The sequence below is a fragment of the Halorubrum ezzemoulense genome (genome assembly GCF_004126515.1).
Classification (GTDB): Archaea; Halobacteriota; Halobacteria; order Halobacteriales; family Haloferacaceae; genus Halorubrum; species Halorubrum ezzemoulense.
This window is the reverse complement of the sequence record NZ_CP034941.1, coordinates 76,084-101,305: the sequence shown is the minus strand read 5'-3', so window position 1 is coordinate 101,305 and position 25,222 is coordinate 76,084. Positions and strand designations below refer to the sequence as shown.

Below are 25,222 nucleotides of genomic sequence, written 5' to 3'. Positions count from 1 at the left end.
GGAGAGCCAGAACAAAGTACACTCACCTGGAAATACACCCATGCAAATCGACGACGGTCCCGTTCGACGGATTACTTTCGACCGCCCAAACGTTCGAAACGCGATGACGGCGGACGTTGCGCTTGAGATCGCCGACGCGCTCACCGGCCTAGACCCTGAGACGCACGATGCGGTCGTTATCACAGGTCGAGGCGAAGCATTCAGTGCTGGCGGCGACATTGAGGCTATGGCAGCACGGGACGAGACGACGTTGGAGGCGTACAATCGTGTGCGCAAGACCCTTGGAGCGGTCGCCGAGAACGCCCTCACTGCGCCAGTGCCGGTTATCAGCAAAGTCAACGGAGACGCAGTTGGTGCCGGAATGTCTCTGACGGCGGTTTCAGATTTCGCCTACGCCGCCGACTCTGCTCGCTTCGGTGCGACGTTTATCAACGTTGGTCTTATTCCGGACATGGGCGCAACGGCGATGCTCCCGCGGATCATTGGCCTCAGAAAGACGAAGGAACTCGCCTTCACCGGGAGCCTCATCGACGCGACCGAGGCCGCAGCAATGGACCTGATAAACGAAGCAGTACCGGACGATAAACTCGACGAGCGCGTCGACAATCTCGTTGACACACTCCGGGATCGCCCGACAGCGAGCATCGGAATGGCGAAGGAGGCCATCCACGACAACCTCGGGCAGTCGTGGCGCGACGGGCTGGCGCAGGAGGGGCGACTTCAAGCGATGGCCTACGACACGCCGGCCCACGACAGAGGGGTCGAAGCGTTCCTAAATGGGCAAAAACCAGATTTCAGCTGATCATGGGTCAAAAAACTCCTCGGCGTTCTCAAAGAGGATTTTGCGCTGAATCTCTTCACTGAAGTCGGTGTCATGTTCGAACGACTCAAGCCACGTCTCGGGGGAAATCATCGGGTAGTCGGTACCGAACATCACTTTATCTTTGAGTAGTGACCCGGCGTATTGGAGGACTTGCTCGTCGATGTATTTCGGAATCCACCCTGAGAGATCCATGTAGACGTTACCCTTCTGCTGACAAATTGCCAGTTGTTCTTTTTCCCAGGGATAGGCGGGATGGGCAATGAGAATCTGAAGGTCCGGATGCTCCGCTGCGACATCGTCGATGAGCATGGGATTTCCGTACTTTACCTTGAGACCGCGCCCGCCGGCGCTACAGGCGCCCAACGTGGAGTTCCCCCCGTGGAACACGACGGGGACACCGAGATCCTCGATCGTGCTCCAGAGGTGGTCGTGGCGGTCGTCGGACGGATCGAATCCCTGTGCTATCTGCTGGAATTTGAACCCCGACAGATCGAGGTCCTCCACGCACCGGATGGCCTCCCGAACGCAGTCGTCTTTTAGGGGGTCGACGCTCCCGAACCCGACGAAGAAATCGGGGTGTTCGTCACGGACTTCGGCGACGTAGTCGTTCGGCACGGGCGGATTTCCGGTGTTCGTTTCGGCGTCCCAACCCAGCAAGACGGCGCGACCGACGCCCGCCTCGTGGTACTCGTCGATCATCTCCTCGTAATCCCACGTTTCCAGGTCCGTTCCGAAGCGATCGGCCGCATCTTGCATCATTTCGCCGCCGGCGTCATGAAGAAACTCGCTGGTGGGCTGGTGGGCGTGCGTATCGAACAACCGGTTCTCGTCCGTACCCGGTAGCGCTCCGCTCATACCGTAAAGATGCGGGCAGCACCACAAAAGTCTACCCGTCCGGTGATGCGATCTCCAGAAGAAATGGACGCCTACGGTGTGCAGGTCCCTAGTTTAGCGGGTGGCGTTGAAGGGCGATGTTAAGTTAAGAACGAGGCGGTCAGTGTTTCGAATGGTCTATGTTCGAAACCAACCGCCTCACCGGCTCTACTGAATGGATCGACTTGGAGTTTGTGGAGCGAGAGCGGACACCCAACGAGATCATTGAAACCGGTATTCAGCTCCACCTTGCTGAACTATCAGTTTTGAATACAAATCAGTATCTTGAGAAATTGGGTGTCAATCGGAGTCGAACAGCAATCCACAACTGGATTCAAAAAGCCGATCTACAGCCAGTTGATGGTGCGAGTCCAGATCGCGTTGCGGTCGATGAGACTGCGATTCAGATCGATTTAGATCGATTCTGGCTGTACGCCGCCGTCGATCCTCATACAACTGAATTCCTCCACGTTGGCGTATCTACCGTTCAAAACCAACAATTTACTCTGGTGTTTCTCCGCGATCTCAGAGAGAAACACCATATTGACGACGCGCTCTTTCTGGTTGATGCTGGCGGACATCTCACAGCTGCGCTCTCACGAACCCCGCTCCGATTTCAAATCACTCGTCATGGAAATTGGACTGCTGTCAAATATGTCGTTTGAAGAGCAAAACGACAAAATTTTTTGTTTTCAAATATGTTTGGAAATACGGAGCCGACGGCGGTAGAATCATGCCTCCGAGCCTTTCCCGTCTGCTGGAACCGATGCTTAAGTTAACACCACCTGCAATGACAGGGGGAGATCATAGTTCCGCACCTGCTTCTCGACACTAGGAATCGAAGAGCGTATGCATTGAGATAGCTAGCCTCAACTACTGTTACTCGTCAACTGATGAGCTGTCAAGAGAAAGTTCCTCGTCGCTGATGACGGCTTTCGGTTCCAGCAACTGCGTCCGGTCGAACTGTGCGAGCTCTTTGCCCGCCACAACCCGCGATGGCCAGTCCGGATTCGCAAGAGCACTCGTCCCTAGGGTTACGAGGTCCGCCCCGTCGTCGATCGCCTGGCGTGCTGCTTCGGGTGTCCCGAGGCCACCATTTGCGATAACGACCGTATCGTCGGTGACGTACTTGACCGCGGCTTCCATAAGCGATGGCCCATCGTCTCCAAACGTTGGCTCTGTGGCGTAGCGTTCGGTTGTGTGGATGTAGTCTGCCCCAGTGTTCGAGAGCATCTCGAAGAACACCGCTGCTGCCTCTTCGCCTTCGGGCCATACGTAGCTGTAGTCAGTCACCATCGACTGTGACACCCGGACGCCTACGATAAACTCCTCGGGCACAGCCGAAACGATCGAATCGACGACTTCTGCGGGATACTGTACCCGCGCTTCTGGTGAACCACCGTACTCATCCTCGCGCTGATTCATCTTGTCTGAAAGGAATTCGTTAAGCAAGTATCCATTCGCGGCGTGAATCTCCACGCCGTCAAAGCCGGCCTCGTGAGCGTTTACCGCCGCCGCAACGAACCCCCTTCGAGCAGTCTTGAGGTCCTCCTTGTCGGCCTCTTTCGGCTTAGGGTATGGCCCGTTGCCACCGTAGGCTTCGTTCTTTTCACCGTCCGGCTTGACTGCTGACGGGGCGATAGTTTCTTGATCGCTTTCTCGCGGGATCCCCTGATTCTGGGCACCACAGTGCATTAATTGCGCAAAAATTACCCCCCCAGCGTCGTGTACAGCATTAGTCACATGGGTCCACGCCTCCACGTGATCGTCAGTGACCAACCCAGGCTGGTTGTTATACCCCTTACTATAGGCGTTATCAGTGTAGACACCCTCAGTGATAAGAAAAGAGAATCCCCCTTTAGCAAACTTCGTGTAATACCGGGCCATCCTAGAAGTCGCCTGCCCATCGTCCATTGCACTTACCCGTGTCATCGGAGCTAACCCGATCCGATTGTTCAGTGTCAGATCGCCTAACGATACTGAATTAAACATCATTATATATTTTATTAGGAGTCGGTTCGCATTACATCCTCCGCTCCTTGGAGGAAAGCGTTCAGACAGGAAGTGATTCGTCGCTGAAATAGACCAATTTGGCTGCTCGTTAGACGAGATCAGTTCAGACTTTGCGGAGAGAAGCAACACTGCGGCTGTTGATTGAGTTCAGTATTCAGCTTCATCTGGCAATATATTTGTTTCCAGATATTCATTAGAAGACAGTGCTCTGTTGAATCCGCAGAAGGCGGTGGGATCGGGTCACTCTGTACTCGGTTCTGGAGCGCTGTCGAGTGAATTCAGAGATGGAATCTTGACAGAGAGAGTGAGGACCAAGGTCACTGGGCGGAGCGATCCAACTCCTCGATGACGAAGCGTGAGATAATCGCCTCTTCAGAGATCGTGATCCCCGTGCAGTCATCGGATTCAACAGAGCACTCTGCACTGAAGCGCGAGGCTTTCTCCGTGGTGCGGGGTCCACGTTTCACCGAGACCTTCCAAATGGTGCCCCTGTCATGAGGTACCCACAGTCGAACACCACGACCAAAATGCCCCGACAGATCGGTCCACTTCCGCTCCGGGGCGAGAGACTTATACCCACCCTACTGTACCCCATATCCTGATCTCGCTGATGTCGACAACGGACCTCCGCACGACTGACGACGATATTGCCTCGCAGATCTCGATTTACTGTGGCGAGGAAGAACGGCTACTCAATCGTGCTGACCGCACAGCGACGCCGACAGAACTCGTGTTGGCGCCGACCGAACTCCACCAACGAAACCTCCAACGGCGGCTGCGAGAGCGTACACAGCCACAGAATGCGTTTGAATTTGTCGACCCGAAAACCGTTGCGGAAGTACTGCTTGGAGCCGCAGACCCGGCCCCAACAAGCCTCGATCGCGTCGATCGCTTAGCGCTCCTCCAGTCGCTTCCGACGACGACACCGGATCAGCCATCGGGACTCCGTCCGTTGCTTGCTGCCCGTCGAGACATCGGTCCCCAACAACTGGAGCAGATCCGTTCAGAGGTCGAATCAATGACGAACTTCCATCCGGATCGGACTGCGGCGCTGCGCGATGTCACCGACGAGTTTGCGACTCCCATTGCGGACGAGGCGACCATACTGGTTGATGGTGGCCTCGCCGTCGAGACGTGGCTGCGCAACCAGACTGACAAAGCGGTCTCGAAGACGGCGCTTCTCAGACGGGCGACGCGTCGCCTCATCGGCGGTGACGAGGTGTGGACCGATTGCTATCCCGATATCGAGCGGATCTCACTCGTCGGTGTGAGCAGCATCCCGGCACCAGAGGTTGACTTCCTGTCTGGCCTCTGTACCGCAACAACGGCAGATATCGAACTCCACCTCCGCCCCGGAACCAGCGAGTACCTCACAGCGCGACTCCCGGACCTCTTGTCCATTGACTATCCCGGGCGAGAGGTGAATCTGTGACCCACGCCCACCGCACGGCACTCACTGGCGAGCTACCAGCACCGTCATGTCCTGTTGTCGAATTGCCCGCACCGACGCGTCGCGAGGAAGCGCGTGCTGTGATGGCGACTATCCGCGAGATTCGTGATCGTGGCGTTGACATCCGCGATATCGTCGTCGTGGCTCGCGATCTTGATCCGTATGAACAGCCGCTGACCCGGGCAGCCATCCAGTATGGGGTGACGCCAGTGTTTTGGACACAGTTGCGCGTAACCCGCACCGAACCATACGCGCTGATAGCGGCGCTTTGTACGCTCTTTGGCGCCGGCGACGTCGCTGCTACAACGCTGTTGGAACCAGTGGCGCAGCGGTGGGCACCACTCACGGATACAGCCAGCTGGCCACTCGAACAGTCGACGATCCAGGCCGCTCTTGGGGCCCTTCCCCCCGGGCATCGATCGATCGTCGAGTGGGCCGAGACGATACAGACACACACCACGGACGAGCGACTCACAACCTACTGTGACTGGCTACTGTCGCATGCCGAGCGCGAGCCAACGCCAGAGACAGTTGGAACGGTTCTGGGGGCGTCGATCGACGCGTATCGCGAAACGAGCGTGCCCGCCCGCAAGCAGGCTGACTCACCGGCGCTCATGGCGACGGAGACGGCCGCGCGAGCAACCGTCAGGGTCACTCGGCTCGTCGAGCAGGTCTCGCACAAATACGACGAATGGCTCGCAGACGGGACGGTCTCCCGATCGTGGGACGCTGTACAGGAGCTGTGTGAGCTGCTGGCGACACAACGCCCGGGCCGCCGTGAACACTCGAACGCCTGGGCCATCGACATTATGGAGGCAAACGACGTGTGGGCGCTGTCTGTTCCACTCGTTATCGCGGTCGGCGCGACGGCAGCCGAGTGGCCGGCCCAGATTGACAGCGTTGTTCCCACAGAGCTCCAGGAAGCCGTTCTCGCTGGGGCTGGTGAGACAGATATCGTTGCGCCGCGAACCGCGTGGGGAAACGGCCGTGATCGCGATCACTTCGCCGATGCGATGCGTGCCGCCGAGCGCGGCGTGATCGTGACGCGGTACACACAGACCGCCGACGGTGGTGTTGTGTACCCCTCGCCGTTTCTTGCGTCACTCGAGATGGAGACTGTCTCCGAGCAGGCCCGCACCCAACTGGTGAGCACGACACCGCAGCTTCCTGAGCCGATTGCCGCGCTCCTCTCTGCGAGTACAGATACCGTTCCAGCACCCACCAAGACACCTCATGAGTAACGACGACGAGCCACGGAGACTCCGGAACGCACAAGCAACGATCAGAGACCGATTCGTCGACGCCGAGTCGGGACTGTTTACCATGAACTGTGTCGCCGGTGCTGGCAAATCACTGACGATGCAGCGAATCGCGGCCGAAACCATCATTCGGCGGTACGCTCGTGGCGATCGGACACCTGCCCAGAGCGTGGCCGTCATGTCGTTTACCACCGATGAGGCGGCCGCGATCGGACCCGGTGTCTGTGAACACATTCGGGAGATTGTGAATCATGAGTTGATCCCCGAGGCAGCGTCACTCACCGAGTCAGATGTCGCGTATCTCGTGACGCGGGTCCGGCACGCACCGTTCATCGGTACTGTCGACAGCGTGTTGCGTGATGTCTTCGGAGAGCTGGCCACCGACCTGGGGTTCGAGGAGACGCCATCGATCGGGAATAAGGCGTTGCTGAAAACGGTTCACAACGCGTGTTATGACGCCGTCGCTGCCGATCCGGCCCACGAAGACGCGATCGCCGAGTTGGAAGCAGCATACCCGGATGGCCGCTGGTCAGCCACTCCTGCGGAGATGCTCACTGACGCCGTCAAGTACTGTCGCGATCAGCGACTCACCACGGCCGCCTTCGAACGCAAACTCCGTACCACACAAGAGGCAGTGTATCCCGGGGGACGAACCAGCAGTCGTGCGGATATCGTGACGACGATCGCAGACATCGTCGACGCCGACGCCGCAGCTGACACCGACGCGGCTCTCTCACCAGCGGAGTGGGACGACCTTGTGGCTGCTGACCAGCGCCTCTATGACGCATGGGAGGGGACGCTGACAGCGTTTGGTGACGTGCTTGAAGCGTACCGCGAGCAGTACCGAGCCCTGATCCGCGAGTATGGCGTGGTCTCTCACACCGACGTCGCCTTCTTCATCACCAGTGTGTTCAAGCGTGACTGGCCAGTCGATGGCGATGGGCCACCCACCGACCAGCACACAGCCCTTCGTCAGCGGTACCACGCGCGGCTCGATAGCGTGATCATCGATGAAGCACAGGATGTCTCCACTATCCAACACGCAGCGCTGTCACAGCTTGTCACTCCCTCGATGCGCGTCCTCGCGTGTGGCGATACGCTCCAAAGCATCTACCGCTGGCGACATGCCGATCCGTCGCTGTTCACGAGCGCCTGTCGCGAGGGCCAGTATCTCGGTATCGACTGGGACACCCATGCGACGGTGACAGCCGCAACAACCTATCGTGGAACCCCGGACATCGCCGTCGGCATCAACACCATCATGCGGCCCGTCTTTGACGATCCAACTCGCGGGGGGCTCAATGATTTTGCGGCGACTTACCCCGGCCTCGACGCATCTCGGGATCCAACCGCCGACCCGAGCATCCACGTCACCGCGTTCACCGGTGGGGCAGCGCCCGACAAGACACGGTGGGTCAACCCCGACGGCCGCGCTGGCGAGGCGAACATCCTTGCGACGTACATCGCACAGGGCCTCGCTGATGGGACATTGACTGATGAGACCGGGTCGCCACAGTCGATAACCGTCGTCTTCAGAAAGCGAACGCGGATGGACGCGTACAAAGACGCGTTCAAGGCCGAAGGACTGACCGTCCAAAACGCGAGTTCGAGACTCTTTGCGTGTTCCGTGGTCAAGGCGGTCCTCGCCGTCTGTGACTGGCTCACTGCGCCGACCGATCGGGCCCAGACACGTGCGTTGTTGACTGACTCGCCGTTCGATTTCACAGCAGCCCACGACTGCTTCGAGCGGGCTGGGTACGACCTTGATGTCATCTGTGCGGCCGACGACCTCGACGCCGAAACCCGAGACATCCTCTGTGGCCTGCGCGATCTTCGCGATCAGCTGGGCCGGTTCCATCGCGTTCCAGCGTCGGTGTATCTGGAAGACATCATCGAGCAACTCGCGCTTCGAGCCGACCCGAGCGACCAGTTCACCGAGCTGCCGGCAGCACAACGAGTAGCCGCGCTCGACACGCTCACGAGCACCGTCGCCGACTGGGAAGCTGACACGCAGTACCCACCAGCTGCCCTCGGTGACCTGCTTGCGCCGTTTCGGGCGGCCCCGAGCGAGGGGCCCGATATCCCGAGTGTGACCACCGATGCCGATGTCGTCTTTAGCACAGTTCATCGGCTCAAAGGCGATCAAGACGACGTGATTGTGCTTGCAACGCCGGGCTTCAAGCTCTGGGACACCGGCCCGTTCTCTCAGCGGTTCATGACGCAGGGTGGCGTTGCGGCGTTGGCCCCGCCGACGAACGTCGAGACAGCACCCGATATCGAACTGCCACCATTCGATGGGGGACTCTACACGCCAAGCGGTGACAGTCGCGATAAACAGGGTGCTGCATCACGCGATGTCGGGTTGCGGTGGGCGACCGAGCACTGGCTCGATGACGCCGACAGTGGGGCCCCGCACCTGCTTGGTCCCGACCAGCTCCAGTCAGTCGCAGCCAACGAGCGTGCGGAGGCGTGGCGACTCCTGTATGTGGCACTCTCTCGGGCACGTGACCATCTCGTCATCCCGCTTCCGAAGACGTTACCCGGCACGGCACAGCCGCGTGATCGCTGGCTCGATACCCTGTTTGAGACACTCGAGTTTTCGCCTGGACGGACACCCACGTATGCGATCGACGAACCGTCCAGTGCCGGTGATTTGACGATTGGTGTGAATGACGTCGAGGGCCGTATGACACGCGAGATGTACGACACGACGCTATCGGTGACGGGCGCCGTCCCGCCTCGACGCGACCAGTTGGAGTCATGGGTCCCACGCTTTCTCGACCCGAGTACGGCCTATCCGTTGACTGACGATGTCGACGCCACCGTGGGTGCCCACCTCCTCGACGAGGCCATTCATACCGAAACTGAGGCGGTGGCCGACAGCCTCCCGATCACGTTCGAGACGCTTGGGCCAGAGGCCGTCGGGACCTGTCTCCACGAGGCATTACTCACCCTCATCGAGATGGACGTGCCGGACACCGAGATCGATGCGTGGAGCAAGCCCGTCCGAAGCGCACTTCGGGACGCGATGGAACAGATAACGCCGCAGTCGATCGAGATGTTGCCAGATACTGAGCGTGGTGGCCTCGTCAGCTTCTTCCACACGTCGGTCGTGTCGGACTTCCTCAACTCCGACCTGTGGGCCCAGATCCAAGCGGCGGAGGCGGTCTACGTCGACCACGATTTGAGTGGACTCGTGACTGCTGGGGAGGTTGAGGTAGAAGTTCATGGTGAGGCCGATATCCTCATAGATCTGGGTGGAGGCGAGTGGCAGTTGGCCGATCTCAAGATTGCGCTGAATGAGTCACTCGACGCAACGCAACCGCGGTATGAACTCCAGATCGCCGCCTACGAGCACATCCTCCAGCAGGAACTCGGCTCAGCAGCGACAATTCACGCCAGTGTCGAAACGTTCGGGTGTGTCCGAAGGTCAGTGTATGGACAGTTCCCGCCCACGGTTCTTGCGCGCCGTGTTCGCACTCTCGTTGGGTCGGATGAGTCGATCTCCGGCTCCTGAACTACTGTTTACTCATCGTGTTGCTCCGCTCCTCGGTAAACTACCCTACCCTACTCCCTCGGCGCTCCGCGCCTCGGTCCTTGAGGGTAGGGCTTTGATGTGGACTCCCGGCAATTAGTCGCCAGCAATAGGCTGGTGACTCTCACCGTTCAACGTCCCACCAGTCACACGCACGTCTACTGGTGCGTCTCCGCTCTCCGACTTGGGCGAGGAACGGAGTTTGTGTTGTCGCTTCCGAGCGTACCGCACGCCAATATTCTTTGCAGCGTTATAATCCGCGTTCAGTTCATACCCACACTTCTGGCACTCGAAGTGTTCGCCCTGGCGGTTGCCGTCGTGCGTGAACCCACAGTCCGTCCGAGAACAGCGTTGGGATGTATGGGTCGGCTCGACCTGCTCTACAGAGACGCCCTGTTCAGGGGCTTTGTAGGAGACGTATTCAAACAGGCGTCGGAACGCCCAGACGTGGTGCCACTTCGCGTGTGGAAGCCGCTCTCGAATGTCACTCAAGTCCTCGAATGCGATCACGTCGCAGTCGTGTTCGACGGCTTCCGAGACGAGTTCGTTGGCGATCGTGTGGATGTACTGTTTGCGCCAGGCTTCCTCTCGCTTCCCGAGGCGAAGCAGGGCCTTGTGTGCGGCCTGCGTGCCGCGTTGTTGCATCTCGCCACGTCGCTTCTCGAACTCACGACACCAGTGGTCGTAGTCGTCCCCCTGCCAAAACGTGCCGGTTGAGGACACAGCGAGGCTGTTGACGCCGAGGTCGATACCGAGGACCGTTTGGTCGGAGTGCCCGGTATCTTCCGAAACCTCATCGTCACCGTCTGTCCGCCGCGTCGAAATGTTGAGGTAGAACTCGTCAGTGGCCGCGTCGTACCGAAGCGTACTCTCACGGAACTCGTAGCTCTCGGAGAGTACGTACCGCTCGTAGGGCGTCGGACTGTCTGCCGGGAGAACGAACGACGGTTCGACTCGGCCCTCAACAGTTGCCAGCGACACCTTGTTCCGGTAGAAGGTCGCGCTCCGCGTGTCGTAGTCCATCGTTTCGGCGGTAAACGTCGGTTGAGAGACGCGCTGTCCCTTTTTCCACCGTTCGACACACGCTTTGACAGCTTCGACAGCGCGTTTGATAGCGGCTTGAACAAGTTGGGCCTGGAGGTCTGTCTCCTCTCGAATGTCAGCGTAGAGCGCGTCGCGAACCTCTCGCTTGTTGGTCTTACACTCAATGTAGGAGGTGTCGGACCAACAGTAGTCGGCGGTTCGGTTCGCGCAGTACAGGTATTGCTCGGCGGTTCGATGGAGTGCGTCGCGTTGCTCGTCGGAAACGGCGAGTTTCACGACGGCGGTTCGACGCACGCCCATAGTTTCAGAGAGCACTCGACGGTACTTATACGCTTGGGAGTCAGTCGGTCGAGGTGTGGTGGTTGTGTCGTCCCATGTCGGTTTCCTCCCCGACCTACTCGCTCACTCCGTTCGCTCCTTGAGGTCGGGGGCTCCACCTCGAAAATGCTGAACGGCATCTCTGTGTCTGTGGGCAACCGGGTCGGCCCCTTCAGAAATAGGTGTCGTCTCTCCCTGGTTCGAAGACGCTTCTTCAATGAGTTGTTCCATCTTGTCGAGAATTTCGTCGGGGCTGTCCTCTGGCTCAACAACTGCTTTCCCGTCTTTTTCGCGGATATCAACCTCTGTTCCCGGAGTAATACCAAGTCGGTCTCGCACTTCTTGCGGGAGGACGATTCGCCCTTTTGAATCCACTTTGGTCATATTCCCACTCAGAGTGGGAAGAAGTATATCGTTTTGATTATTACTATAATTCCAACATCATCTCTGAATAAATAAATTGTATTACCAACTACTGGTAAGAGATGCGAACAGCAAACACATTATGTCAGAAAAATGAGCATTCGCGAAACCCGAAAACGGCCTGTTAATCTGATGAGAAGTATCTATCTATCTTTATTGTCAATTAGAAGTAATTTATAGCTGGCACCCAGGGAAGCAACAGCGTGTTTTCTTGCGGTGTCCCCAACAGAATGTCAAAGAAAAAACCAGAACGGACGGGTTCCGATAGACAATCTACCGGAACCGGTAGCGGTTTTCGTCCATCGGTCAAACTGTGGCATCGCATACGAAAAGCCTGTATTTTCCTCCAACTCGATATTGTAGGCATGGGGATCGCGGGAACACTTGTCACGATGGTGATCTTGTCGCTCGAGCCATCCCTGGCACCCGTCGTCGTTGGATTGGTCGCTTACGGTGTCTACGTCGGTGACAGAATCAGCGATGTGCGATACGACCCACAAGCGACGTCCGAGCGAAGTGCGTTCATCGGGCGACACAGGCGTCTTCTTTCGATCACGTCTGCTGGAGCATACGGACTTGCAATTACTCTCTCGGCGCTTGGTGGCCCACTTGCGCTTGCGGTCACCCTCATTCCAGGCGTTACTTGGATCTTGTATGTAGCAGATCTGTCTGAACGATCGCTTGTGCCGGTCCAGCGACTGAAGACCATCTTTGTGCTTAATTCTACGCTTGTGGCACTGGCGTGGGCGACAGCAATGGTAGTCCTGCCAATTGTGTTTGCCGATGCCGCAATCACGCCACTTGCCATTGTGTTGGCGGTTTACTTTTTTGCCGATATTTTCGTCAACACTGAAATTCCGAACGTCCGCGACATCGAAGATGATGTCAAAAATAATGTCTCAACGTTCCCGACTGTCGTCGGCGTCAAGCGGACACGGCATCTATTGTACATCATCAACATGCTCTCAGTTCTCGTCGTCATTGGCGCGTTTCTTAGCGGATTCCTCCCAGCACTTTTTGCGTTGGTCCTTCTTGCTGGACGAGTGCTGGCGGTTTTCCTCAATAGTCGAATTGGGCGTAGTAACGACTACCGTCGCCTGGAGTTGCTCGGTGAGATGAACTACGTGTTCGTGGCGTGCGGACTGTTTATCGCTATCATCGGGTAATCCACGGCACTCTCTTTTTTATTGACCGTGGAAAGTTAAATTTCTTAGACATAAAGTTAGTATACATAGATGTCCTTGTAAGACTGTGTCAAATACTATCTTTCTGCTGTCTGTGTTACACATCTCCGTCGTTCTTGGCTCAGCTTCGGCTATTTTAGCGTGGAGAGAGGGGCAATCTCCGGGGGCGAGACCTCTCGTACTGTTGCTGGCCGGGCAGGTGTTCTGGTCGCTTATGCTTATTTTTCGACTCCGAGCACCTGGTGTGGAGGCAAAGCTATTCTGGATGTACCTGATGTGGATAGGCGTCGTTGCAATCCCACTCGGGTGGATGCTGTTTGCGTTATCATACACTGGTCACGATCGTTTTTTGAACTGGAGATATGTATCGGCACTTACGGTCGTCCCGGTGGTGACCGTGATTTTAGCCATTCTCGGGCCGACTCAGGGACTTCTACAGATCAGTATCGCACAAACACCAGATCTCAGCGTCGCCCAGAACGACAGCGGAGGCATCTGGTATTGGATTGTTGCCGCTTATACGTATTTACTGGGTGGCGTGGGTAGTGCCCTGTTAGTCCGGTTGGCCCTGAGCCAGATGGCTGCGTTTCGGAAACAGGCGTATACGCTGATTGGGGCGTTGATCATTCCCTGGGGTATAAACCTATGCTACCTCACAAACGTGCTTAGCACGCCTATTGACCCGACACCAGTCGCATTTTCAGTTTCTGGCGTCATCTACCTGACCGCCATTCGACGGTACAGTTTACTGCGAACGAATCCGGCACCGAACACTACCGCTCGAAGACTCGTATTTGATAGTACCCAAGAGGGGATACTTGTTCTTGATTTGAATGACAACGTGATTAACGTCAATGGTCCAGCACTAGAGATGCTTAATGTACAAAGAGACGAACTGCTCGGATCATCTGCGCCAGAGACGATTCCTAAGTACGAGGCATTTCCAGATTCTGGAGTATTTGAAGACTTCCTTACGATACAAACCCACTCAGGTAAGCGGGACTTCAAGATCAAAACTGTCGAGATTACCACACAGCGAGGGCAGGTCATTGGGAGCATGGTGACGTTACAGGACGTGACTGAGTTCTTGCGCCAAGAACAGCGTCTACAGGTTCTCAATCGCGTGCTTCGCCACAACATCAAGACAGAAACTAACCTGATACTTGGGTATAGCGAGGACCTGCCGACGGAAGCAGCCGAGCGCGTAAAACAAAGCGCACTTCAAATCGATGAGTTAGGACAGAAAGGTCGCGAGGCAATCCGGCTTTTCAGTCGCGCTCGAGAAGAATCCGACGTCAGATCGATAGAGATGATACTTAAAGAGCGGCTGAGAGAGGTTAGATCACGCTTTTCCGACGTTACATTCGAGCTTCAGTGTCCTGACCAGGATGTACCCGTCGATGTGCTTGTTAGTCCAGTGCTTTCGAACGCTATCGAAAACGCTGCTGAACACAATACCAGTGACAGTCCACATGTTGAGATTGTCGCCAGCGTAGGCGAGCAGGTACAGATCGAAATCCGCGATAACGGGCCGGGGATACCCGAGCACGAACTATCCGTACTTTCTGAAGGAACCGAATCTGTGCTTCACCATGGAAGTGGGCTCGGGCTCTGGATCATCAAGTGGGGAACCGATCTCCTCGGCGGTCGTGTCCAGTTTGGCGAAAATGAGGTGACTGGAACTGTCGTCAGCATCTCACTCCCACGGAAAGAGCCGTCAGCGAACTAGAGCGGAAACGTGGGATGAGACTGTTCGTCTGTCCGATCACGGGATGTCTACAAATAAACAAGGCGAGTGCCTCGAGGCTTGACCCCGAGGGTGAAGCCGACCAATACCCTTACAATCAAATGACACGAAGCTATTGATACAGTCAGGGAAACTCCAAAGACGGATTAAAGATCTTAATCCAATGCTGACTGAGACACGATATGGAAATGTGGTGTCTCTCAAAACCCGTGTCTTCGACACGGTGAGACGGACACTATCGGGTCGTGGTGGAGCGACCGACTCCCACGGACGCAATCGGGCGTTCGGGTGTTAATTCCAGCCGAGTGCTGATACACGAGGTCGGGAGGAATTAAATTCGCCTGCGTCTGTCTGTCCGTTTCTAGACGATACAGACAAAACGGTGAAGCCTCGGGGCTTGTCCCCGAGGTACTTCACCTTAGACAGACGTGTTCATGACCTCAGCGAGTTCGCGGTCAATTTGTTCGACCTGCCGGGTTAGCCCCGCGACCATCTCTGTTTGATTGTCGTTTTCGTCCGCAATCTCTGTGACTTCTTCACTCACGAGGGCAGCCCGTTCAGAGACATCGTCGACAGCGCTCGATATCCCTTCAGCCACGCTCGCCTGCTCATCCGTTGCGTCTGCGATCTCGGTGATCCCGCTTTCGGTTTGCTCAACCGCAGCAAGGATTTGTTTCTGGTTTTCGAGGAGGCGTTGGATGTCGTTTCTCGCGGACTGGATCTCTGCGTTTCCTGCTCTTACTTCGGTAGTCGCCGTAGCAGCCTTCTCTTTGATCCTTGCGACGATTTCTTCGATCTCGTCAGCTTGATCTTGTGAGCGATTGGCGAGGTTCTTCACCTCGTCGGCGACGACCGCGAAGCCGTCACTGTCGCTGCGTGCCGCTTCGATGTTGGCGTTCAACGCGAGCATGTTTGTCTGCTCGGCGATATCGTTGATCACGCCGACGAGTTCTTCGACTTGTTCGATTTCGTTTTTCAACTCAGCGACGTCGTCTGCGACCGAAGCTGACTTCTCGGCTGTGTCGTCCACTTGGTCGATAACCTCCCCCGCGGTGTCGACGGACTCTTCGGCGAGGGTTCTCGATTCCGCGCTTTGGTTGCTGACTTCCTCGGCACTGGACGCAATCTCTTCGATAGTGGCGCTGAATCCGGAGATCTCGCCTTGGGTACTCTCGAGCTCGGCTGCCTGCTCGTCGACGAGCTGGCTGATTTCATTCGAGCGATTCGCAACTTCGGTTGTCGACTCGCTCAGCTGTTCCATGGACGTCTCGACATTGTCCGAGAGTTCTTCCTGGAGGTCGGCGAGCGTCTCCCGCTGTTCGACGACGGTGGTGACGTCGAAGAGCAACTCGACAGCCCCAACGACCTTGCCAGTGGGTGTCTGTATCGGGGTTCCAATCGCGCGCGCATGTGCTTTCGTGCCGTCCGGTCGTTCTGCGGATCGGAACTGGTCTTCACGGATGGGGGTTCCAGTACGGAGGACTTCTTCGGCAAGGGTCTCATCTTCGCCTTCAGTGCCGAAGACATCGTATGCGTTCATGCCGACGGCTTTGCTTGCGGGAAGGCCGAGGAGGTCGGCTGTTGCGGTGTTCCACTGGGTGATGTCACCATCGGCGTCGACGACGAATGCTGCTTCAGGAAGGTCCTCGATGAACTGCTCGAACGACTGTCGCCAGAAGTCCCCGCCAGATTCGGCGCTACTCTCTTGTAGCTGGTCGTTGTCTGTGGCTGCGGCCATATCGGGAGGCGTCTATCGGGGTTGATATGGGTTTTGACTGTATTACTATATTTGATAGAGATGTGTAACAAATCCGCCTCATACGATGATCATGAGTCTTATATTACCGGCTATTTTACCAGCTGGTAATGTCTAAAACAGACACCGACAGCACAGAAAAACCAGCTCTTCTTGGCCGAGTACTGTTTGGATCTGGCCTTGTAGCGCTTGCCGTACGGAATCTCACGAATCTTGATGGGCGGGTTGCATACGCCGATGCAAAAGGGGTGCCTGAGGCAGAGACACTTGTGCCGGCAGGTAGTGGTCTTCTTCTCGGTGGTGGTCTCGGAATTAGCGTGTGGAAGGCTCCAAAACTCTCTGCGAGCGCTGTAGCTGCGTTTTTGATAGGTGTGACGCCACTCATGCACGACTTCTGGGCAGTCGACGAGGAAGAGCGCGGTGGGGAACTCACATCGTTCCTTCAAAATATCACACTCCTTGGCGCAGCACTCGCTTTCTTCGGTCGTGCCAGAGAAGAATGAACTACCCCACTTCACCTGAAGATAGGCGCTAAGGCCCTTTCCTCAGCGAGCGACCGAAGGGAGCGAGCAGGGAGGGGATACAGCGCCGTCATCACCTTGACACCCTCCCCGCGCTGAATTCGGCACGTCTCCGAGAGACCACCACTCAGTAACCGACCCCATCCTACTTCGCTCGCACTGACAAGCTCGCTCGTTGAGGGTGGAGCTTTGATGTGGTCCTCGCCGTCAGTTGATGCGACGGGGCGTTTTGTGCGCCCCGCCCACCGAACGCCCTTCGGGGTCGGTGAACCCACCATTTGGGGCCGGGCTACTGCGGCCCGTACTGCGCGGGACTTGTGCCAGCACAGCACTTACTGCGGCCCGTACTGCGCGGGACTTGTGCCAGCACAGCACTTACTGCGGCCCGTACTGCGCGGGACTTGTGCCAGCACAGCACTAGTTGTCAGTACGGTGGGATGTAAATTAACACTTGCTCAGTAGTATGTCGGTTTCCTCTCCGGCCTACTCGCTCCCTCCGGTCGCTCCTTGAGGCCGGAGGGTCCACCTCGAAGTATGCTGAGTATTTCAATAGAATGACAAAGAAGAATGAGCGAAATTAACGCGACCGACTACAGGTAGGACAGCCGCCGTTTCGCAGATACACCGACATCTCGGTGTTGGTCTCGCATGTTTCACAAATACATTCCGTCGTAACCTCTATTTGAGGCTCTGCTCCGTATACTTGGTTGTGGGATACAGACCGTGAGATAATCCCAGCAGCAATCGTCTCTGTCTTTGTTTCGATGTAGTTGGATAGCAGTTCTATGTCGAGACGATTTCGTAGCAGTCTCATAGACCGTTCTCTAATGCAGAACTAACTGTGTCACTGGGGAGTCGCGGATCAACGGAATCGACAGATTCCGTGATCCGCACCGATGATAGTTCTCTACTCCGCCAGCAGCTCGTAGTCGAAAAGCTTGAGAACCGGCTTCTGAGACGTCAGATTACCGCAAAACAACAGGAGATCGAACAGCTTGAGGCTCGCCTCAAGCAGTACGAAAATCCAAACACACCTCCCAGTAGACAGGGTGGTGCGGCTAATTCACCAGGCGATGACGGCCAAACCGAGGACGAAGACGAAGAACCTGAAGAAGACAACGCTGGCGGCGACTCTGACGCCGCCAGCGACTCTTCACCAGGGCGTAGTGAAGGTCACGAGGGAACAACACGACCGCCACCAGAACCCGAAGAGACGATTCGGGTCGATCAGGGATACTGCCCTGACTGTGAGCAAATCCTCTCTAACCCTGAGAACTACGTCTCACAAACTGTTATCGATGTCCCGCTTCCTGTTCCAACCACCGTCGTAGAGTTCCAACTCGGCAAACACCACTGCTCCTGTGGAAACGAGGTCGTTGCTGAGCATCCTGACTGTCCCGAAAAGGGGCGGTTTGGGCCAAATCTCATGGCCCAAACCGCTCTCGGTCGGTTCCATCAGCGACTGCCGAACCGGAAACAAGCCGAGCTGTTTGACTGGGAGCTCGATCTTCCGATCTCCCACCGGACGATCTACAACTTGACCAAGCGGGTCGCAGACCGGCTGCGACCCGCATACAACGATGTCAAAGAGAAGATTCGAGAGAGTGAGGTCGTCTACTGTGATGAAACAGGCTTTCCGGTTGACGGCGAGCAACACTGGGCGTGGACGTTCGTCACTGATGACGAAGTGCTGTTCTGGGTTGATGAGAGCCGTGGAAGTCAGGTCCTAGAAGACGTCCTCGGCGAGGAATTCGCCGAGGACTCGACGCTCAGTTGTGACGGCTGGTCAGCGTATCCGAGTTATCACACGAAGCTTCAGCGGTGCTGGGCGCATCTGTTGCGGGAAGCCGAGTACGTCGCTGAACGGTACGACGAAGCAGAGCGGCTGTCTGGAGAGTTGCACGCACTCCACGACGATCTAACGACGTTCGTCGAAGGAGATCCGTCCGCTTCCGCCCGCGAGCAGAAGCGGGCGGAAGCGTCCTTGCACTTAGAGGGCCTGATTAGGGAAGATTACGAGGTCCGAGAGGTTCAGCAGCTGATCAAGAAGATCAGCAATGGGTTGGGTCATTGGCTGACGTTTGTGACTGAGCCAGGTGTTGACTCAACGAATAATCGCGCAGAGCGGGCTCTGCGCGAGCAAGTAGTCCTTCGGAAGATGTTTCGGACCCTCCGTTCGGAAGAAGGGGTCCAGATTCACGAGACAATAACAACGATGTTGGCGACGTGGAAACGGCGAGGACTTGACCCACCTGAACAGCTCCAGTCAATTTTGGGTGGGAGAGAACTTCGGTAAGGACGAGAGGCATCACTGAGCGGTGTATCTTGGTCTTGCTATCCAAGTACGTTTCGATCTGTCCTAAACTCGCAACTCGCGAGTGAATATCATCGACCTCACGCTCATACTCAGTATCACGGTACTCTGTCAGATACGTGTATATAGATTGATATGAAACCATGTCTCCGCCGACTTCGTCGGTGTCTACTCCCCTACTATCGAGATCATATCCTGTCAGCGATTTATCTCTGTCTTTGATGATCGCAGCACACTCCTCTACAAGTGATCTATCCCAGATGATACCCGCTTCGCGGAGTGCTACATCGAGTACACGGATGTTGAAGAATTCCGCGAGTTCACGACAAGAGCGTCGGGTACTCTCGGGCTTTGTCCACTCCGCAACCATTTCGTCGCCAATGCCGTCGAGGTCGTACTTGTCGATTACTCGAACAATCTTCGGTCGTGTACTTGTAGCGTTACGCATCGTTAGTGGACACGGTGAGACACAGGCGCTGATTCCGCTGTTCGACGCTAGACGTGAGTTGAGATGAGGCCTCTTCACAGCGGGCGACGCGGATGTGTGTCTCCTCTTTGGTGAGCGAGCGCTCGCAGATGGCGTCGGTTGTACGATCGCTTGCTGAGTGTCTCATTGGGACACACCCCGTGGTAAGAGGAGACGTAGGTGGTCGAGAAGCGATGCGGTCGGTGCGTAGTATTGTGGTGTCATGCGTGGTTCATCGGTGATGGTTTCGAGCGCTGTGGCTGGTCGGTGGCTGTGATGAGTTGGTGCGTCGGTGATTGCGGTACAGTCCTCCCGGCGCGGTCCCCACTGGTTCACCGGAAGGGCGATGTCAAGGGAGGTGACAGTCGGGGCGTGTTGATCCCACGTGGGGATTCGATGTGGGTGTCGCCAGCCGACTCGGAGTGGAACCCACAGGGTGGGGGCGAAACGGACTGAATGTGTTCGTGAGCGATGCGTCAACAGCGGGAGCCAGGAATGGGGGTGACCGAGGCACGGCGACGGCTGTAGTGATGGGTGACTGGGTTCGTCGGTGGTGACCCAGCGTCGGTGGCCATCTATCTGGACGGCCTGTACTCGGTCAAGCGCTTGGACAGTGCCAATCCGGCGATCATAGCTACTGGCCGCAATGTCGGCCCGCTCGAGTAACGCTGAGCGGCCGAGCGGCTCGTCGGCTCGAAGCAGGGCCGCATACAGCGCCGTCGCCGTTGGCACGAGATCGGGACGGAACCGCGCGACAGAGAGCGTCGCCGCCGCGCGTTCAACCGCAGCCACGGTCGGGGAGTGGGACTCGTTCAGCGCGCGCAGCAGGCTCACCACGACGTCGTACGGGCACGCACGGCGCGTGGTGTCCGCCGGGCCGAACGAGCGGAGACAGAGCCGCACGAGCCGCTGTCGCTCGCGGGGTGTCCACTGGGCGTCGTGGGTCATCGCAATCTCGTCAATCACCCGCCGGATGGCGGGGTAGGTCGTCCCGTCGACGACCGGGATCGAGAGAGTAGGGGCGGTTTCGATTCCTTCAGCGATCGCCTCTCGGACGGCGGTGAGCTCTGTGGTGAGTGCCTCTTGGATTACATCGCGGAGATCGGTGATCGTCGGGCCCGCAAGCACCCACGACATCGTCAGATCCATCGTCGCGTTGGGCTCGACGTTATATGGAAGCCGCCGCCGCAGTTTGGGCGGGCGCTCTTCGAACAACATGCGGTAGCCCGAGTGAACGCCATACACCGATTGTTTGGGCACCGTCTTCGCAAGGAACGTACAGAGCTGCCGGCGTTGCGCCGAGTTTCGGGCGAGCGCCGCGGTGTCCGGGAGTCTGATCGTGGTCGTGAGATCAACGCCGATTGCGTGATACAGGTGGGTAGCCGAGGCGACCAGCCCGTGGAGATCTTCGAAGAGTTCGCTGCGGGCGGCGGTATTGGTACTGTTCGTGTGTTCGCCGATCTTAGCGAGCAGTGTATCGCGGACGGACGTGATGCGGTCACGCCACGCCGCATACGTGTGCTCGTCCTCGCTGTACCAGCCAACCTGGTGACCACGACACAGCACTCGTGGGGCGTCTTGTTCGAGATCACCGCGATGGATTGCCTCGAATGCGCGGCCGAACCGCGACGGCGTCAGGATCTTCGAGAGCGCCTTATCGCTGAGTAAGACAGCCGCGAGACGTCCCAGGGTGGCTAAGGGCCCACCCCATTGGAGGACGACCTGCGCCTCGCCGGGGGTGTGACTCAGATACCCAACCCGGCCGTCATCGAACGGGGTTGGGGTGTCATCGACGAGCGTGACGCTATCGTCTTGGGCGGGGGTCCAAAACCGCTGGTGGAGGTGGGTTTCATTGACGGTGTCGGGCCCCCTGAGCCACTGGACGAACTCTCCGTCGGCGTCGGGGTCACCCGTCGCCGCCAGCCACTCCTCGAGTGAGGGTGGGGTGTCACCTGTGGGGTCCTCTCGGCGGGGCGACACTGTACTTGTGACATCGTGAGTGGTCGCAGTACGATCGTCAGTCAGTCGGCGTTGTTCGGGATGGACGAGGTCGCCGGCAGCGTCGAGATACCCAGCCACGGCCGTCTGACCGCGTTCAGAGAGTGTGACGCTGTGGTGGGTACCTCGACGGTCAACGTCGACGAGCCCACGCGTCTCGAGATCAAGAACGTACCGGCTGACCGTCCCTGCCTCAATGTCGATCGCGTCGTCGTGTTCGAGATTCTGGTAGGTTCGCCCGGTAGTGGCGTCGAGATTGGTGAGGAGGCGTCGTTTCTTCGGTGTGCGTTCGAGCCCATCGAGCGCTTGCCAGGCGGGGTGGCGCTCGTCGGTGGTCGGCTCGTGAGACTGAACGCGGTGGGGATGCGGGTGGGACCGATCCCGGCTCTGCGTAAGATCGAGGTGGATTTCACACCACTGTGGGTACCGCTGGGTGAGGTGGCGTTTGAGCGCCGGGGAGACGACAACGCGGACGTCGAACCCGGCTGCGAGCACGGCGATGGCCGCGAGCGCGCGGACGCCAGTTCGGCGGTCGGGGAGATCGGTCCAGGTTGGGCCATCGAGTGCGACGGTGATCGCTCGGGGAGTAGCGTCGAATTCGCGGTGGAGCGCGACTGGTCCCTTTGCGAGTGCGCCAAGCCCGGCGTTGACCGCGCCGCGCCCGGTGCCGACTGTATGAACTGTGTCACGTAATTCGTCGTGGCGTTGGGTGTGATATGACGACTCGGTGTCGCCGTCGACGAGCGCCAACTCGGTAATCGCCTGCGTGTACGCGACGGCCTCGGCGGTCGCATCGTCCCACGTGTTCTCGAGGGAATTCCACTCCGGGAGCGTGGTATCGAGGAGTGACGTACTCGCCCGCCACGGGTCGGTGTGGGGTGTCTGGGTTCGGACTGTTTCTGTGCTCGCCTCACGAAGCTGGTCGAGGAGTTCGGGTATCCACTCGGTCAGCCGGGGCGAGACGCTTCCACAGTGGATCCCGGCGGCGTCATACTGTGTGGTTGGGCCTACAAGATGGACGCCACGCTCGTGGCCTTGGCCGGCGGGCTGTGCGTGCCCGCAGCGGGTCTGCTTGTCTGCTGGCATCACTTTGGTGGCTCCCAGCAGTTGACCATCGCGACGAGCCGCCGGAGCAGCTCTCGGATGTACTGGCGGACTGTTCGCGAGACAGGATCGACACTGCGGGCAATCCGGACTGCGGCCGCGATGTCTGGATAGTGTGTCTCGTCGACAGTCCGCGTCGCTCGGAAGAGCGCCGCCGTCACGCCGGCCGCGTCACTGGCGGTACTCGCGGTGAGCGCCCGCCGAAGGTGTGCGATCGTCGCGAGGGTGGTGTCCGGGTCAGTCGTTGGTGGTCGGGTGGACGGACGCGTTCGGTGGTGCTTCGGCCGTCGTTGTTGAGCGGCCTCGGTGCGGGATGGTGACCGCATTAGTCATCCCCCTCCGTTGCCGGTGGGGAACCAACCGTCACCTGCGCCCGGGCCTCACGCCGTCGCTGCCGGTGGGTCGCTGTCGGCGTGACCTGCTCGGCGAGTGGTGTCTCGGGCGGCAGCCAGCGGATCGTCGTCGTCGCTGGCGCGCTCACACCGAGTGGGACCGGCTCGACGAGAATCGGCCACGTCGACTGTGTTGCTGCGTCCGAGGCGAGCCCGATACGCCCGGCAACCAGCAGTTCGTGGACGCCGAGCGTGAACACCTCCTGCTGGCGGTGTTCGCGGTGCGCGCAGACGCAATGCCCAACCTCGTGGGTGCGCTTCTCGGCCGGCTTGGAGACGTATGCGACGACGTCGTCGCCCTCGGTGAACGAGCGCCCGCAGTGTTGACACGCCCCCGACGTTGACGCAAGCGACAGCTGATCGAGGCTTGCGATGGTGTCGTTCGTGAGGGTGCCTGTTAGCGTTGCGTCGGCGGACTGCTGGTTGTCTCGACTCATGGCCCCCGATTCACACTCGCGATCGATTGGCCACAGTACCACCCACACCGCGGGCAGACCCACCCGTTGACGAATCGGTTGACGAGTCGGTCGCACTGGCGGCACCGCCAGAGCTTCTTCATCATACGCGGCCCTCGACCGCTTGTTGGACGGTGATTTCACCGAGTTCGCCAGTGAGGGTCTCGCGGGCGTCGAAGCGGAGATACGGTGGGCGGGTGCGAATCACGTGGCATCACCCTCCGCCTGCCACGCGCGGCGCGCTTCGAGGGCGCGGCGGGCCGCCTCGGTGAGGCTGTACTCGTTGGTGCGCCGATCGCGTGCCCGCTTTGCGACGAGGCCACACTCGACGAGCGTGTCGAGATTCTGGTAGAGGCGGCTGTGGTTGATCTCGTCGATGTAGTAGGCAGCGAGGTCCGCCTTCAGGGCCGTCCCCTTGCGGGCGTTCTCGTGGGAGAGCGCCCAGAGAAGATCGCGCTGGAAGGCGGTGAGGTCGGCGAGCGCGGTCGGCTCGTCGCCGTCGCGTTCGTTGTCGGCGAGGACGCTACGCATCGCGCACCCCTGCATCGCGGCGCGCGGCGAGCGGCTTCGCCGCGCAGTCGGCGCACAGGTGGCATTTCACCTGCGCGCAGAACCCATCGGCCGGGTCGCCGCAGATCTCGCAGTCGCCGTTGTTATGCCCGCTCGGTCCGTCTGTCGTCGTTGGGGGATTCAGTCCCCCGGATGCCGTCGTTGGCATGGTTCTGTGGTTTCAGCACAGAACCCGACCCGGCCGGGTGCGCCAACACCGCGGCCGGGATCCTACATTTCATCGCGAGCCGAGGGTTCGTCACTCGGGCTCCGTGGTTCACGATAAGAAACAACGTATCTTAAAGTTAACGACGTTTCTACTTAGCCCCAGTGTGTCTGGGCGTTGCTTTTGCGTGGAACAAAGTTTCCTCAAAGAAACCTTGTGTCTATGAGGAAGAGCGCTGACTGGATGACCATCTGGGATGACCGAATTCTTGAGATCATCCGTGATGAAGGCCCTACGTCTCCTACACCCCTTTCCGATCACCAGTATATCCATATCGGTAAATCGGGAGTTTCCAAGCGTCTGAACCGGATGAAGGACCACGGGCTTGTTACGGAGCTTGGTAACGGAGTATACTCGATCACCACCGAGGGCGAACGCTACCTCGATGGGGAACTCAATGCTGAACAGCTCAACGACTAGTCCTCGAACGGTGACGAAAGCGCACAGGTGTAACATGAAAAAATCCGCGAACTGGATGGTCAGCGAGGACGATCGCATCCTTGAGTATCTCGATCGTGAGGGGGCGTCGTCTTGGTGGGAAGTCGCTCACGACTTCCATCTCCAGCAGCGGCTCGTTCGCACCCGGCTCCGCGTTCTCGCGAAGGCCAGCTGGATCGCCTCGCACGATCGCGGTGAGCTCGACAATCACTGGTCGATCACAACGTGGGGCGCCAGGTATCTTGACGGGCACGTGAACGCCGATCTTGTTCGGCCGCTTCCTGCTCTTCGACCGAGCTACGCTACGCGGCCCGAGAAGTGGGCGGGGTTCTGA

Annotated in this window: 19 protein-coding genes and 2 pseudogenes; 11 read left to right on the top strand and 10 right to left on the bottom strand. The window is 58.2% G+C overall.

Annotated features, from left to right (window positions below; all coding sequences use genetic code 11):
- Window positions 1-40 precede the first annotated feature (40 nt).
- Window positions 41-802, top strand: coding sequence for an enoyl-CoA hydratase/isomerase family protein (locus tag EO776_RS16130; RefSeq protein ID WP_094519878.1), 762 nt, complete (start codon window positions 41-43; stop codon window positions 800-802).
- Here the strand turns inward: EO776_RS16130 and EO776_RS16125 are convergent, their stop codons facing one another.
- Window positions 803-1,678, bottom strand: a complete 876-nt coding sequence (locus EO776_RS16125) for an amidohydrolase family protein (protein ID WP_094519879.1) — start codon at window positions 1,676-1,678, stop codon at window positions 803-805.
- Between the two features lie 158 nt (window positions 1,679-1,836).
- Here EO776_RS16125 and EO776_RS16120 point away from each other — a divergent pair.
- Window positions 1,837-2,475 (top strand): annotated as a pseudogene (locus tag EO776_RS16120) (IS6 family transposase).
- A 100-nt stretch (window positions 2,476-2,575) separates the two neighbouring features.
- Here the strand turns inward: EO776_RS16120 and EO776_RS16115 are convergent.
- The gene (locus EO776_RS16115) at window positions 2,576-3,691 is read right to left on the bottom strand and encodes an oxidoreductase (RefSeq protein ID WP_176454961.1); all 1,116 of its coding nucleotides are present in this window, start codon (window positions 3,689-3,691) and stop codon (window positions 2,576-2,578) included.
- Window positions 3,692-4,319: 628 nt separating this feature from the next.
- Between EO776_RS16115 and EO776_RS19465 the strand changes: the two genes are divergently transcribed.
- The 3 genes from EO776_RS19465 (at window position 4,320) to EO776_RS16100 (ending at window position 9,935) form a co-directional block, all read left to right on the top strand.
- Window positions 4,320-5,141, top strand: a complete 822-nt coding sequence (locus EO776_RS19465) for a hypothetical protein (RefSeq protein WP_246041556.1) — start codon at window positions 4,320-4,322, stop codon at window positions 5,139-5,141.
- Between the two features lie 101 nt (window positions 5,142-5,242).
- Entirely contained in the window at window positions 5,243-6,400 is a 1,158-nt protein-coding gene (locus EO776_RS16105; RefSeq protein WP_100050365.1) for a PD-(D/E)XK nuclease family protein, read from the top strand.
- Window positions 6,393-9,935, top strand: coding sequence for a UvrD-helicase domain-containing protein (locus EO776_RS16100; RefSeq protein ID WP_100050366.1), 3,543 nt, complete (start codon window positions 6,393-6,395; stop codon window positions 9,933-9,935). The genes EO776_RS16105 and EO776_RS16100 overlap by 8 nt, the downstream gene beginning before the upstream one ends.
- A 114-nt stretch (window positions 9,936-10,049) precedes the next feature.
- Here EO776_RS16100 and EO776_RS16090 read toward each other — a convergent pair whose 3' ends face one another.
- Window positions 10,050-11,297 carry an RNA-guided endonuclease InsQ/TnpB family protein gene (locus EO776_RS16090; RefSeq protein ID WP_129452573.1) on the bottom strand — a complete coding sequence of 416 codons (1,248 nt, stop codon included), beginning with the start codon at window positions 11,295-11,297 and terminating at the stop codon, window positions 10,050-10,052.
- Between the two features lie 102 nt (window positions 11,298-11,399).
- Complete coding sequence (locus EO776_RS16085) at window positions 11,400-11,699, bottom strand: AbrB/MazE/SpoVT family DNA-binding domain-containing protein (protein WP_129452572.1); 300 nt, start codon at window positions 11,697-11,699, stop codon at window positions 11,400-11,402.
- Between the two features lie 269 nt (window positions 11,700-11,968).
- On the opposite strand from EO776_RS16085, the gene EO776_RS16080 reads away from it, so the two are divergent.
- A complete protein-coding gene (locus tag EO776_RS16080) occupies window positions 11,969-12,904 on the top strand; it encodes a UbiA family prenyltransferase (protein ID WP_049933543.1) in 936 nt (311 codons plus the stop codon).
- A gap of 85 nt (window positions 12,905-12,989) precedes the next feature.
- The gene (locus tag EO776_RS16075) at window positions 12,990-14,651 is read left to right on the top strand and encodes a histidine kinase N-terminal 7TM domain-containing protein (protein WP_308203516.1); all 1,662 of its coding nucleotides are present in this window, start codon (window positions 12,990-12,992) and stop codon (window positions 14,649-14,651) included.
- Window positions 14,652-15,087: 436 nt separating this feature from the next.
- On the opposite strand, the gene EO776_RS16070 is transcribed toward EO776_RS16075, so the two are convergent.
- On the bottom strand, window positions 15,088-16,407 hold the full coding sequence (locus tag EO776_RS16070; RefSeq protein ID WP_094520694.1) for a methyl-accepting chemotaxis protein: 1,320 nt from the start codon (window positions 16,405-16,407) through the stop codon (window positions 15,088-15,090).
- 128 nt (window positions 16,408-16,535) lie between these two features.
- On the opposite strand from EO776_RS16070, the gene EO776_RS16065 reads away from it, so the two are divergent.
- On the top strand, window positions 16,536-16,928 hold the full coding sequence (locus EO776_RS16065) for a DoxX family membrane protein (RefSeq protein WP_004595508.1): 393 nt from the start codon (window positions 16,536-16,538) through the stop codon (window positions 16,926-16,928).
- 859 nt (window positions 16,929-17,787) lie between these two features.
- Window positions 17,788-19,242 (top strand): IS66 family transposase, encoded by a 1,455-nt coding sequence (tnpC, locus tag EO776_RS16060; RefSeq protein ID WP_094519486.1) that lies wholly within the window; start codon window positions 17,788-17,790, stop codon window positions 19,240-19,242.
- 43 nt (window positions 19,243-19,285) lie between these two features.
- Here tnpC and rdfA read toward each other — a convergent pair.
- The 5 genes and pseudogenes from rdfA to EO776_RS16035 form a co-directional block, all read right to left on the bottom strand.
- Window positions 19,286-19,708 (bottom strand): annotated as a pseudogene (rdfA, locus tag EO776_RS19810) (rod-determining factor RdfA); the annotation flags it as partial.
- Between the two features lie 162 nt (window positions 19,709-19,870).
- The gene (locus EO776_RS19460; RefSeq protein ID WP_246041554.1) at window positions 19,871-22,810 is read right to left on the bottom strand and encodes a plasmid replication protein RepH; all 2,940 of its coding nucleotides are present in this window, start codon (window positions 22,808-22,810) and stop codon (window positions 19,871-19,873) included.
- Window positions 22,810-23,154: a hypothetical protein gene (locus EO776_RS16045; protein ID WP_129452571.1), complete on the bottom strand. Its 345-nt coding sequence runs from the start codon at window positions 23,152-23,154 to the stop codon at window positions 22,810-22,812. The genes EO776_RS19460 and EO776_RS16045 overlap by 1 nt, the downstream gene beginning before the upstream one ends.
- A complete protein-coding gene (locus tag EO776_RS16040) occupies window positions 23,154-23,657 on the bottom strand; it encodes a hypothetical protein (RefSeq protein WP_129452570.1) in 504 nt (167 codons plus the stop codon). Before EO776_RS16040 ends, EO776_RS16045 begins: the two co-directional genes overlap by 1 nt.
- 222 nt (window positions 23,658-23,879) lie before the next feature.
- Window positions 23,880-24,206 carry a helix-turn-helix transcriptional regulator gene (locus tag EO776_RS16035; RefSeq protein ID WP_099288492.1) on the bottom strand — a complete coding sequence of 109 codons (327 nt, stop codon included), beginning with the start codon at window positions 24,204-24,206 and terminating at the stop codon, window positions 23,880-23,882.
- 427 nt (window positions 24,207-24,633) lie between these two features.
- Here EO776_RS16035 and EO776_RS16030 point away from each other — a divergent pair, with 427 nt between their 5' ends.
- Window positions 24,634-24,870, top strand: coding sequence for a MarR family transcriptional regulator (locus tag EO776_RS16030; protein WP_241897860.1), 237 nt, complete (start codon window positions 24,634-24,636; stop codon window positions 24,868-24,870).
- 34 nt (window positions 24,871-24,904) lie between these two features.
- Window positions 24,905-25,222, top strand: coding sequence for a winged helix-turn-helix domain-containing protein (locus tag EO776_RS16025; protein ID WP_246041552.1), 318 nt, complete (start codon window positions 24,905-24,907; stop codon window positions 25,220-25,222).